Below are 12,377 nucleotides of genomic sequence, written 5' to 3'. Positions count from 1 at the left end.
GTGCCCGATTCGGGGTCGATGTCGGTCACGTAGCGGGGCCGGCCGTCGGCCGCGGGCGCATCGATACCGAGGCCCTTGCGCTGCCCGATGGTGAATCCGTGGACACCGTCGTGATCGGCGAGCCGGTCGCCGGTGCCCGCATCGACCACCGCACCCGGGCGCAGGCCGATCCGCGCACCCAGGAACGCACGCGTGTCGCCGCTCGGGATGAAGCAGATGTCGTGGGAGTCGGGCTTGTTGGCGACCGAGAGTCCGCGTCGGGCCGCCTCGGCCCGGATCTCACCCTTGGGCGTATCGCCGACCGGGAACAACGCTCGTGAGAGCTGGTCGTGATTCAGCACCGCGAGCACGTAGGACTGATCCTTGTCGGCGTCCACCGCGCGGCGCAGTTCTCCGTCGTGTAGACGGGCGTAGTGTCCGGTGGCCAGCGCGTCGAAGCCGAGTGCCACGGCCTTGTCGGCGAGGGCCGCGAACTTGACCTTCTCGTTGCAGGTCAGACACGGATTGGGAGTCTGCCCGGCCGCATACGCCGCCACGAACTCGTCGATCACGTCGTCCTTGAACCGGTCGGCGAAATCCCAGACGTAGAACGGTATGCCGAGAACGTCGGCTGCGCGACGGGCGTCCGAGGCGTCCTCGCGCGAGCAGCACCCGCGCGACCCGGTCCGCAACGCTCCAGGTGCCGTCGACAGCGCGAGGTGCACCCCGACGACCTCATGGCCGGCATCGACCGCGCGGGCGGCCGCGACCGCCGAGTCGACGCCACCGCTCATCGCCGCAAGAACCCGCATCAGCGCACCCCCTCGCGCGCCATCGCACCGCTGGGTACCGAGACCAATCCGGCCGCACGTGCACGATCGACGACCTCGCCGATCACGTCGGCAACCCTGTCGATCTCGGCGTCGGTGGTGAACGGCGACAACGAGAATCGCAGCGACGACCGAGCGTCGGCCATGCCGAGTCCCATCGCCAGAAGCACATGGCTCGCCTGGGCGACACCTGCGGTGCAGGCCGAACCCGTGGAGCACTCGACGCCCTTCGCGTCGAGGAGCATCAGCAGCGAGTCACCCTCACAGCCCGCGAACGACACGTGCACGTTGCCGGGCAGCCGGAGGTCGCCCCCTGCACCGTTCAGTTCGGCGCCGTTGAGCGTGGTGCCATCCAGCGACAACAGCACCTCGGAAAGCCGGCCCTGCAGCCGCTTCATGTGTGCGGCGTTCTCGTCCAGGTGCTCGACACACCAGCGCAATGCTGCGGCCATGCCCACGGCACTCGCGACATCTTGTGTACCGGACCGGACGTCACGTTCGTGTCCACCGCCGTGCAGCAGAGGCACGCAGTCGACGTCACGGCCGAGCAGCAGGACGCCGGCACCCTGTGGGCCGCCGAACTTGTGCGCGGCGATGCTCAGTGCGGCCAGACCGCTGGCGGCGAAGTCGACCGGCACGTGCCCGACCGCCTGAATCGCATCCGAGTGCACCGGTACCCCGAACTCGGCGCCGAGCGCGGCGAGCGTGGCGATCGGCGCAATGCTGCCGACCTCGTTGTTGGCCCACATGACCGACACCAGTGCGGTCTCGTCGGCGTGTGCCTCCAGTTCGGCCCGTAGGTCAGCCGCGGACACGATCCCGTCGGCATCGACCGGCAGGATCACCAGTTCGGCGCCCGACTCGTCGGCGAGCCACTGGGCGGGGTCGAGGACCGCGTGATGCTCGACAGCCGACACCACAATCCGTCGACGACGATCATCGGCCGCGCGACGCGCCCAGTAGATTCCCTTGACGGCGAGATTGTCGGCCTCGGTTCCACCGCCGGTGAAGATCACCTCGGACGGCCGGGCACCCACCGACGCCGCTATCGACTCGCGCGCCTCTTCGAGTTGCCTGCGCGCCCGGCGCCCGGATCCGTGCAACGACGACGCGTTGCCCGGCTGCGCGAAGACAGCCGTCATCGCCTCGATCGCAGCGGGCAGCATGGTCGTGGACGCGGCGTGATCGAGGTAGACGGGTGCGCGAGAGGGCACACGGGAGGACATGGACATCGTCAACCAGGATAGACGCGCTCGGCGCACCGACAAATTCCAGCGAGATCAACGATCGCAGTAGGGCAGCTGACCTCATCACCGGGAGATCCTGAGGGCGGAAAGAGCCCCACCTGCCGACTGAGTCGCGAGCGTGACGTCGCTTCACGCTGGCAAGACGCGAGCGTAGGTCAGCCTCACGCAGCGTCCCTCCGCCGGCGTTGCCGACGATCGTGGACGCGGGAAGCGCGCGGCCTCATCGCAGAAACCGCACTTGTCGCCAGAAACCGCAGGTGTGGCCAGAAACCGCTGGTGCGCCTCGGGTTTCTGACCAGACACGCGGTTTCTGAAATCGCGACACGCCGACGACGCGCCTCGGAGGTCGGCGAAGCCTCCGTCGCGGTCAACCATCACAGAGGACGCTGTCGAGCACGGTCCTCGGACTCCGAACATCGTCGTCGAGCACAGAAAGCGCCCTTTGCCGCCCAAGAAACTAGGGGAAGAAATCTCGTCCCCCACTCTTGGAGTCCTCCCCTAGGAATTTCTAGGGGACGACTGTGAACCCCGGGGAAGAAACTCTTCCCCTAGATTTTGCAGGCGAGGCGTATTCACATTTCCGCTGATCAGGGAGTGGAAGCCTCTCAGGCGCGCTCGAGATAGAAGTAGAAGTGACGACCGTCGACGACGCCGCCCTTGCCGTTCATGATGCCCATGACGGTGGTGTCGTCGACCCGCTTGAAGTGGTCGATCACCGGCTGGCCGTCGTAGACCATCGACGCGGTGACCTCACCGCGGAACTCGACCGCCCACAGACTCGCCTCGCCCTTGCCCAGCTTCTTGTTGGAGTACAGCTTGCCGTCGGCATCACGACAGACGAGAGGCTGCACCTCGCTGCGCGAGATGAAGGTCTTGCCGTACCAGCCCGCCTTGTCGAGCATGCCGTTGATGGCGTGACCGGTGACGAACTCGCCACCCTTCCAGGCGCCGAGCATCTCCTCGGGCCGGAGTGTGGCCAGTCCAGCCCACACGGAGTCGAGGTCGGCGTCGTCGACCACTCCTTCGACAGCACGCAGTTCGGCGAACTTTGCGATCGCCTCGTCGCGGGTCAGTTTGGTCGCGGACGTCACCGATGGCCTCCTCGAGAGTTTGGCGGCTCGACCCCACTAACGAGCCGCTTCTAGCAAAATATATGAGGAAACACTCGATGTCACTTCAACCGGGGTCCCCTCACTGCGACCATCAAGCGGCAAGCGCGACCGCCGGCTCACCATGTCCGGCAATGATCCGCTCGCACCGGCGGGCAAGTTCACGACGGTCCGTGCCAGGCAGCTGCGGTTCGTGCATGCGGACAGTCACCGTCAGCCCGCGCATGCGGAGAACGCGTCGCAGGGTGTCGACCAGACTGTCGTCGCCGATGAAACTGGCTGCCGTCGCCGTGGCGCCGCCGACGGTGAAGGTCAGTCGCACCGGAATCACCGGCACGCGCGCGTCGATCGCGGCCTGGAAGAACGCCGGCCGAAACGCACCCATCGCCTGCCCGCATCGAGTGGTGCCCTCGGGGAACACGGCGACCGTCGAATCCTGGTGCAGGCGTTCGACGGCGACGTCGAGCGTGTTCGGCAGGAGCCGCAGCGACGCCCGCTCGATCGGGATCACACCGACACGACGCGCGATCGTCGAGATCACCGGAATCGCCGCGACCTCTGATTTCGCGACGAAATGCGAGGGTGTCACGGTCGCCACGGCGAAGACATCGAGGAAGGAGATGTGGTTGGCCACCAACAGGCCGCGGGCACTTCCGGCGAAGGGGCGCCGGTCATCGAATTCCACCGTCATGCCGAGCGCGGCTATCACCATGCGGGCGGATCGGCGAATGAACCCTCGACGCGCCAGCCTCGGCATCGGCACGATGACGAACGCACACATCGCGATGGTCGCCATGACCAGGAACAACCGAATCAGCCTCAGCGCCACCAGGACTCGCCCGGCAACCACTTTCGCGTCGTCGACGCAGCCGGACGCGCACGGGCTGATCGGATACCAGCCGTGGTGGTGCCCGGTCGTCAGCGCGGGGGCCGCGTGCAATTCATGGCCCACCGCGGCGCTCACGACAGGCTCCCGAGCCGAACCAGGCTGGCTGACAGGCGATCCAGGTACCGGGCGTTGGCGCCCTGGCGGTCGAGGACCGTGAGGAAATCGGCGGTGTCGAAGTCCTCGTCGACCGCGGGTTCACCGCACACCCGGGCGCCGAGCCGTAAGTACCCGCGCATCAGCGCCGGAATCTGCGCCTCCTCCGCGGGCTCGAGATCGGTGAGCAGCCGACCGTCGACGCGAGCCGCTTCGTGCGGGCGGACTCGCCAGCGCACCTCTCGGTGCTTCTCGAGCAGGGTGTCGTGGATCGTGCGCAACGCCCGGCCGCGATCGACCGGCGCCTCGCCGGGACCCGTGAGCGGCACCGACACACATCCGATGAGGTGCTGGTATCCGCCGACGTCCATATAGCGCAGCAGCGCCGCCCACATGAGCGCGGTCACCGTGCCGCAACGATGGGCATCGGCCACACAGGCCCGACCCATCTCGACCGTCGACGACGCGATGGCGGCGAGTTCGGAGAGGTCGAATTCACCCGCCCCGTACCAACCCCCCGCCGCGATGGCGCGGGTCGGCGGTAGGAGTCGGGCACAGCCGATGACGCCATCGGACTCGTGATGGACGATGAGGTGTTCACAGAAAGCGTCGAACCGATCGGCGTCGCGTTCGGTGAGCGGGTCGCCGATGGTGTCGGAGAAGCCCGGTTCGTCGGCGAAAACGCGGTAGCGCAAACGCTGAGCGGCAACGATGTCGGTCGGGTCGTCGGACACCACGATCCGGATCGGCCCGGCAGTGATCACGGTGATCGGCACCCCAGCACGAGCGGTGCCGACCCGGGACAGAAACTGCATGGTGTTCATGTCCCGAATGAAATCGACAGTGGGCGTCGACGCGGCTACCGCACCGTGTCATGTCGGGACAGATCGCGTGAACTCACCCGAACCGACCTGAACACATGCCGACGCGCAGGCGAATACAAAACGCGACGACCCCCGACCGGGCAGGTCGGGGGTCGTCGGCGGCTGCGTCAGCCGAGATCTCAGCGCATCACTTGCGCTTCTTGACCTCTTCGGTCAGCTGCGGCGCGACGTTGAACAGGTCGCCGACCACACCGAAATCGGAGATCTCGAAGATCGGTGCCTCTTCGTCCTTGTTGACCGCGACGATGGTCTTCGAGGTCTGCATACCGGCGCGGTGCTGGATCGCGCCGGAGATGCCGAGCGCGACGTAGAGCTGCGGCGACACGGTCTTGCCGGTCTGGCCGACCTGGAACTGACCCGGGTAGTAGCCGGAGTCCACAGCGGCACGCGAGGCGCCGACTGCGGCACCGAGCGAGTCGGCGAGCTCCTCGACGACCGAGAACTTGTCGGCCGAACCGACACCGCGTCCACCGGAGACCACGATCGAGGCCTCGGTGAGCTCCGGACGGTCGCCGCCGACGTTCGGCTCGACCTTGGTGATCTTCACGGCGTTCTCGGCGGCGGCCGGAACCTCGACGTCGACCCGCTCGCCGGCACCGGCCTGCGGAGCGGCCTCGACGCCACCCGGACGCACCGAGAAGACGGGGGTGTCACCCTTGGCCTGAGCGTCGACGGTGAAGGCGCCACCGAAGATCGAGTGGATTCCGACGCCGCCTTCCTTGATCTCGATGACGTCGGCGAGCACGCCCGAACCCAGGCGCACGCCCAGGCGTCCGGCGATCTCCTTGCCGTCGGCGGTCGCGGCGACCACGATGCCGGCGGGCGACACGTCCTCGGCGATCGACGACAGCACGTCGACCTTGGGGCTGATCAGGTACGACGCCGCGTCGTCGGACTCGGCGACGTAGATCTTCTCCGCGCCGGCCTCCTTCAGGCCGTCGATGATGCCGTCGGCCTTGCCCGGGCCGCCGACGACGACCGCCGACGGGGTGCCGAGGGCACGCGCGGCGGTGATGAGCTCACTGGTGACCTTCTTCAGGGCGCCTTCGGCGTCCTGCTCCACGAGCACGAGTACTTCTGCCATTGTTCTGTCTCTCCTGAAATGTCTGTGGGTTGCCGTTGTGTGCGTGGAGTCGCTCAGATGATTTTCTGGCCCACCAGGTACTCGGCGACCTTCGTGCCGCCGTCGCCCTCGTCGGTGACGCGCTCACCGGCGGTCTTCGGAGGCTTCGGGGTGGAAGCGGTAACCGCGGTGCCCGCATTCTCCAGGCCCACGTCACTCGGCTCGACGTCGATCTCGGCGAGAGTGAGAACGGCGACTTCCTTCTTCTTCGCGGCCATGATGCCCTTGAAGGACGGGAAGCGCGGCTCGTTGATCTTCTCGTTGACGCTGACGATCGCGGGCAGCTCGGCCTCGATGTGGTAGATGCCGTCGTCGGTCTCGCGCTCGCCGGTGAGCTTCTCGCCCTCCAGGGTCAGCTTGCGCAGGTGCGTGAGGTGCGGCAGTTCGAGGTACTCGGCGATCATGGCCGGGATGGCGCCGACGCGACCGTCGGTGGCCTCGTTGCCGGCGATGACGAGCTCGACGCCCTCGACGGTGCCGAGCGCACGGGCCAGCACGTAGGCGGTCTGGACCGAGTCGGAGCCGTGGAGCAGGTCATCCTTGATGTGGATGGCCTTGTCGGCGCCCATCGACAGCGCCTTGCGGATCGCCTCGGTGGCCCGCTCGGGTCCTGCGGTCAGCACCGTGACCTCACCACCGTCGGCTTCTTTGATCTTGAGCGCCTCTTCGACGGCGCGCTCGTTGATCTCGTCGAGCACGGCGTCCGCGGCCTCGCGGTCGAGGGTGAAGTCACCGTCGGTGAGCTTGCGCTCGGACCACGTATCGGGCACCTGCTTGATCAGAACGACAATGTTTGTCATGGGTCTACGTCGACCTCCTGCATCGGGTTCGCGCACCTTACCGACGAGTAAGGAGCGATCGGTCTCCCCCACTTTAGCGTCTCCTATGATCCCACTAAACATCGACTACCTCACACAATGCTTGTGGAACGGACGCTCGTTCGGTCCCGTTGTCCGGTTGCCGCGTCCGACACCTCACAGCCATGCCCTAGTGTCGTGTGGATGACCGACCAGGACCGGACCCTCGAGGACCTCCCCGCCGACGTGCGGCTGGCGCTCACCGGCGAGCGGACCGTTCCGGGCATTCCCGCAGAGAACTACTGGTTTCGGCGGCACGAGGTCGCCTACGACCACATCGTCGCTCGGTGCGCGGGACGCGACATTCTCGAGGCCGGCTCCGGCGAGGGTTATGGCGCCGCAATGATCGCGACGGTCGCCAACTCGGTGACCTGCGTCGACTATGACCAGAGCGCTGTCGAGCACACGCGCCGCCGCTACCCCGGACTGATCGTGCACCAGGCAAACCTGATCGATCTGCCGCTGCCCGATGCCTCGGTCGACATCGTCGTCAACTTCCAGGTGATCGAACATCTGTGGGACCAGCCCGCGTTCGTCGCCGAATGCCGCCGGGTCCTGCGGCCGGGCGGTCAGCTGCTGATGTCGACGCCCAACCGGATCACCTTCTCTCCCGGCCGCGATACGCCCCTCAACCCCTTCCATACGCGCGAGCTCTCAGCCGCCGAACTCACCGAACTGCTCGTCCACGGCGGCTTCGAGGTTTCCACCATGCTGGGCGTTCACCACGGCGCGACGCTGCGGCACCTCGACGAGAAGTGGGGCGGTTCGATCATCGACGCCCAGATCGAGCGCGCACTGGCCGGGATCGACTGGCCCGACGAACTGACCTCCGACGTCGCATCGATCGCGGCGTCGGACTTCGACATCGCCGACGCAGCGGAAGCGGACATCGAGACATCGCTGGATCTCTTCGCGCTCGCGGTCCGGGTCTGACGCGTGGGCGGCGGTGACGGTTCGGCGCCGGGCCAGTTCACCCTGGTCCTGCATTCGCACCTGCCCTGGCTCGCCAACCACGGGCGATGGCCGGTCGGCGAGGAATGGCTCTATCAGTCGTGGGCCGGGTCGTACCTCCCTGTCTTCGACGTCCTGAACCGTCTCGCGGCCGACGGCTTCGAGAATCAGCTGTCCCTCGGCATCACCCCGGTCCTCGCCGCTCAGCTCGACGATCCGCACTGCTGTTCCTCGATGCACACGTGGCTGGCGGACTGGCAGTTGCGTGCCTACGACGCGGCCGGCTCCGCCGACGCCGTGCGCGCAGAGTCGGGCCGACGCGAATATCGCGTGGCCGCAACAGCACTCGCCGATTTCGAGACACGGTGGCGCCACGGCGCGTCGCCCCTCATCCGATCACTGGCGACCTCCGGCGTCATCGAGGTCCTCGGCGGCCCCCTTGCCCATCCTTTTGCACCTCTACTCGACCCGCGGCTGCGCCAGTTCTCAGTGCGCGAAGGCCTCGCCGACGCTCGGGCACGGTGGGGCTTTGATCCGGCAGGGATCTGGGCACCCGAGTGCGCGTTCGCGCCCGGGATGGAGACTGAGTACCAGAACGCGGGCGTCGGGCACTTCATGGTCGATGGGCCGACGCTGCACGGCGACACGGCCCTCGGCCGACCGGTTGGTGACAGCAATGTGGTCGCCTATGGCCGTGACCTGCAGGTGAGCTATCGCGTGTGGTCGCCGAAATCCGGATACCCGGGCCACGCCGCATACCGGGACTTTCACACCTACGACCACGAGACCGGGTTCAAGAGTTTCCGCGTGACTGGCCGGTCGGTGCCCGGCGAAGGCAAGCGACCTTACGACCCGGCCCGGGTGGACGCGGTCATCGACCGCCATGTCGACGACTTCGTCGAGCATGTCGTCCGCCGGTTGCGCACCGAATCCGACCGGATCGGCCGACCGGCGCTGGTGGTGGCGGCCTTCGACACCGAACTGTTCGGGCACTGGTGGTACGAGGGCCCGCGCTGGCTCGAACGCGTGCTGCGGCGTCTACCCGAGGCCGGGGTGCGGGTCGGGACGCTCGCACAGGCCACCAGGGATGGATTCGTCGGCGACGCAGTCGATCTGGGTCCGTCGTCGTGGGGTTCGGGCAAGGACTGGCGGGTGTGGGACGGTCCACAGGTACAACACCTCGTCGACCTCAATGCAGAGGTCACCGAGACCGCTCTCGACACCGTCGCCAAACTGCTGGGCGAAGGGGGTGGACGTGACCGCGTCGCCGACCAGATCCTGCGGGAGACGCTGCTGACCGTCGCGTCCGACTGGCCGTTCATGGTGTCCAAGGACACGGCCGCGAACTACGCTGTAGGGCGAGCGCACACGCACGCGCACGCCACCCGCGAGATCTGCGACGCCGCGATGCGCGGCCGCCACACCACGGCAGCACGACTCGCTGCGGGATGGCAGAGGGCCGACGGTCTCTTTCCGGGGCTCGACGCGCGCAGGCTGCGACTCGGGGACACGCTGACCGACGCCGCAGGGGGCACACGATGAGAATTCTGCTTGTCTCGTGGGAGTACCCGCCTGTGGTCGTCGGCGGGCTTGGCCGCCACGTCCACCATCTCGCCACCGAACTCGCGACGCAGGGCCACGAGATCGTCGTGCTCACGCGACGGCCGTCGGGGACCGATGCGGTGACCCACCCGACCACCGATCAGGTAGTTGACGGCGTACGGGTGATCGCGGTCGCCGAGGATCCGCCGGAGTTCGAGTTCGGCGCCGACATGATGCCGTGGACCCTCGCCATGGGTCACGCGTTCATCCGTGCCGGGCTGAAAATTCTTGCCGGCGAACGCAACTCGCTGTCCGATACGACATGGACACCCGAGGTGGTACACGCCCACGACTGGCTGGTCGCGCATCCGGCGATCACTCTCGCCGAGTTCTTCGACTGCCCGCTGGTCACCACCATCCACGCCACCGAGGCAGGCCGGCACAGCGGCTGGGTGAGTGGTCGCACCAATCGGCAGGTGCATTCGGTCGAGTGGTGGCTGGCGACCGAGTCCGACGCCATCATCACCTGCTCGGAATCCATGCGCGACGAGGTGTTCCGGCTTTTCGGCCCCGCAGCGCAGGTTGCCGACGACGCGGTCCGTGCGCCGAGCCCACCGCTGGCCGACATCCAGGTCATCCACAACGGCATCGACATCACCACCTGGCCGTTCGCACCGCGCACGCCGCAACCCGGACCGCCAGAACTCCTGTTCGCCGGACGTCTGGAATACGAAAAGGGCGTGCAGGATCTGCTTGCCGCGCTCCCCCGGATCCGACGCACCCACCCGGGCACCACACTCACCGTCGCCGGTACCGGAACCCAACAGGAGTGGCTGGTCGAGCAGGCACGCCGGCATCGCGTGAGCAAGGCTGTGCAGTTCGTCGGCGCGGTCGGCCACGACGAGCTGGTCGGCCTCATGCATCGTTGCTCGGCGATCGTGCTGCCGAGCCGCTACGAACCGTTCGGCATCGTCGCCCTCGAGGCCGCGGCCACCGGTGCGCCGCTGGTGGTGTCGACGGCCGGGGGCCTGGGCGAGGCGGTCACCGAGCCGATCACGGGTCTGACCTTCGCACCCGCCGACGTGTCGGGCCTGGCCGCTGCCGTCCGCGCCACCCTCGCCGATCCTGGCGCCGCCGCCGATCGTGCCCGACGCGCCCGTGACCGTCTCACCGCCGACTTCTCCTGGTCCGAGGTGGCCGAACGGACCGCAGGCGTCTACCTGTCCGCCAAGCGCCGCGTGCGTCATCCCGTCGGCCGACCACGAATCGTCGAACGCCCACTTCCGGAACGGGATCCTGGACAATTGGCGTAACCGACGGACAAAGGAGTCAGCCGTGCGCAGTCCGATCTTCGACCAGTCCAACCAGGAGAAGCAGAGCCAGCAGCGCTGGACGATGCAGTCCTCGAAGATGCTGCGCGTGGGCTTCGGCCCGGAAGCACTCGCGGCCAAGGGCGCCATGGTCGCGTATCAGGGGCAGATCGACTTCAAACACGAAGGCTCCGGCAGCGTCAGCAACTTCCTCAAAAAGGCCATCTCCAACGAGGGCGGCCAGCTGATGCGGGTCAGCGGTCAGGGTGAGGTGTTCTTCGCCCGACGCGCCGAGGACGTGTTCACCATCGAACTCGAGGGTCCGCACGAATCGCTCACCATCAACACCTCCAGCCTGCTCGCCTTCGACGCGTCGCTGCAGTGGAACATCACCTCGATCGGCAACGCCGGGATGCTCGCCGGCGGTCTCTTCAATCTGACGCTCAGCGGTCAGGGGACGGTCGGGGTGTCCAGCGACGGACCGCCGATGATCCTCGACTGCAGCCAGCAGCCGACCTTCGTCGACCCGCAAGCGGCGGTCTGCTGGTCGGCCAACCTCCAGCCCGGCCTCAAGAACGACTTCAAGATGGGCTCGCTCATCGGACGGGGTTCCGGCGAGTCATTCCAATTGGCCTTCCACGGCCCCGGATTCGTCGTCGTGCAACCCAGCGAAGGCTTCCCGCTCGGCGGGCCGTCGCACTGACGTTTCAGCCGGTAGCGTCGTGCTCGCGCGCGGCCGCCTTCTTGCGTTCGATGTCGGCAAGGGCGCGTTCGAGCTCCGCGCGTTCGGCGGCGTTGCTCGCCCAGTCGTCCATCCGGTTCTTCACGACGCGGGCCGGGGCGCCGACGGCGATCGAATAGTCGGGGATGACGCCCTTGACCACCGCATGCGAACCGAGCACACACCCGCGACCCACGATGGTGTTGCGCAACACCGACACCTTGGCCGCGACCCACGTGTCGGGTCCGATGCGCACCGGCCCTTTCACGATCCCCTGATCCTTGATGGGCAGGGTGATGTCGTCCATCTTGTGGTCGAAGTCGCAGATGTAGCACCAGTCGGCGATGAGCGTGGAACCGCCGATCTCGAGGTCGAGGTAGGAGTTGACCACGTTGTTGCAGCCGAAGACGGTCTTGTCGCCGATCTTGAGACTGCCCTCGTGACAGCGGATCGAGTTGCCGTCGCCGATGTGCACCCAGCGGCCGATCTCCATGCGGGACAGTTCGGGTGTGGCGTGCAGTTCGACGTTGCGCCCGAGGAACACCATGCCGCGCAGCACCACGTGCGGATTGGCCATGCGGAATCGCGCCAGCCGGTAGTAGCGGACCAGATACCAGGGCGAATACGCCCGGTTGCGCAGCACCCAGCGCAGCGAATCGAGGGTGAGGAACCGCACCTGCGCCGGGTCGCGCCGGCGGCCCGCACGCCACCGGCTCCGGTAGGAGGCATTCCACATCGTCGTCATGACGACAAACCCTAATCGACGCGATTTCGGCACACGATAGGCTCTGAGGCTGGTGCGTTCGACCCTGCGTTCTCGGCTGGTCCGGAGCACCTACCTC

General features: G+C 67.2%; 12 protein-coding genes. 4 read left to right on the top strand and 8 right to left on the bottom strand.

The genetic code is table 11. The annotated features are described in order from the left end of the window. The 7 genes from mnmA to ABZW74_RS05800 all read right to left on the bottom strand — a co-directional run. The coding region (mnmA, locus tag ABZW74_RS05830) for a tRNA 2-thiouridine(34) synthase MnmA (RefSeq protein ID WP_355274805.1) at positions 1 to 791 on the bottom strand (791 nt) is incomplete at its 3' end. Further along, positions 791 to 2,041, bottom strand: coding sequence for a cysteine desulfurase family protein (locus ABZW74_RS05825; protein ID WP_355274802.1), 1,251 nt, complete (start codon positions 2,039 to 2,041; stop codon positions 791 to 793). The genes mnmA and ABZW74_RS05825, both read right to left, overlap by 1 nt. A 620-nt stretch (positions 2,042 to 2,661) precedes the next feature. Further along, a complete protein-coding gene (locus ABZW74_RS05820; RefSeq protein ID WP_240857607.1) occupies positions 2,662 to 3,129 on the bottom strand; it encodes a DUF4334 domain-containing protein in 468 nt (155 codons plus the stop codon). A 130-nt stretch (positions 3,130 to 3,259) separates the two neighbouring features. Further along, entirely contained in the window at positions 3,260 to 4,129 is an 870-nt protein-coding gene (locus tag ABZW74_RS05815; protein WP_240857510.1) for a lysophospholipid acyltransferase family protein, read from the bottom strand. After that, positions 4,126 to 4,971, bottom strand: a complete 846-nt coding sequence (locus tag ABZW74_RS05810; protein WP_240857509.1) for a GNAT family N-acyltransferase — start codon at positions 4,969 to 4,971, stop codon at positions 4,126 to 4,128. The genes ABZW74_RS05815 and ABZW74_RS05810 overlap by 4 nt, the downstream gene beginning before the upstream one ends. Positions 4,972 to 5,158: 187 nt before the next feature. After that, positions 5,159 to 6,115: an electron transfer flavoprotein subunit alpha/FixB family protein gene (locus ABZW74_RS05805; RefSeq protein ID WP_240857508.1), complete on the bottom strand. Its 957-nt coding sequence runs from the start codon at positions 6,113 to 6,115 to the stop codon at positions 5,159 to 5,161. A 53-nt stretch (positions 6,116 to 6,168) separates the two neighbouring features. After that, positions 6,169 to 6,954 carry an electron transfer flavoprotein subunit beta/FixA family protein gene (locus ABZW74_RS05800; protein ID WP_240857507.1) on the bottom strand — a complete coding sequence of 262 codons (786 nt, stop codon included), beginning with the start codon at positions 6,952 to 6,954 and terminating at the stop codon, positions 6,169 to 6,171. A 201-nt stretch (positions 6,955 to 7,155) separates the two neighbouring features. Between ABZW74_RS05800 and ABZW74_RS05795 the strand changes: the two genes are divergently transcribed. The 4 genes from ABZW74_RS05795 to ABZW74_RS05780 are packed head-to-tail and all read left to right on the top strand — an operon-like array spanning position 7,156 to position 11,517. Then, positions 7,156 to 7,944: a class I SAM-dependent methyltransferase gene (locus tag ABZW74_RS05795; protein WP_240857506.1), complete on the top strand. Its 789-nt coding sequence runs from the start codon at positions 7,156 to 7,158 to the stop codon at positions 7,942 to 7,944. 3 nt (positions 7,945 to 7,947) lie between these two features. Continuing rightward, complete coding sequence (locus ABZW74_RS05790) at positions 7,948 to 9,504, top strand: glycoside hydrolase family 57 protein (protein ID WP_240857505.1); 1,557 nt, start codon at positions 7,948 to 7,950, stop codon at positions 9,502 to 9,504. After that, positions 9,501 to 10,817, top strand: a complete 1,317-nt coding sequence (locus tag ABZW74_RS05785) for a glycosyltransferase family 4 protein (RefSeq protein ID WP_355274797.1) — start codon at positions 9,501 to 9,503, stop codon at positions 10,815 to 10,817. Before ABZW74_RS05790 ends, ABZW74_RS05785 begins: the two co-directional genes overlap by 4 nt. A 22-nt stretch (positions 10,818 to 10,839) precedes the next feature. Next, positions 10,840 to 11,517: an AIM24 family protein gene (locus ABZW74_RS05780; RefSeq protein WP_240857503.1), complete on the top strand. Its 678-nt coding sequence runs from the start codon at positions 10,840 to 10,842 to the stop codon at positions 11,515 to 11,517. Between the two features lie 4 nt (positions 11,518 to 11,521). Here ABZW74_RS05780 and ABZW74_RS05775 read toward each other — a convergent pair whose 3' ends face one another. Further along, positions 11,522 to 12,280, bottom strand: a complete 759-nt coding sequence (locus ABZW74_RS05775) for an acyltransferase (RefSeq protein ID WP_240857502.1) — start codon at positions 12,278 to 12,280, stop codon at positions 11,522 to 11,524. Positions 12,281 to 12,377: the final 97 nt, after the last annotated feature.

This window comes from Gordonia sp. NPDC003585 (assembly GCF_040610755.1).
In the GTDB taxonomy this organism is placed as follows: domain Bacteria; phylum Actinomycetota; class Actinomycetes; order Mycobacteriales; family Mycobacteriaceae; genus Gordonia.
The sequence above is the reverse complement of the archived record's forward strand: the minus strand, read 5'-3'. Positions and strand labels throughout refer to the sequence as shown.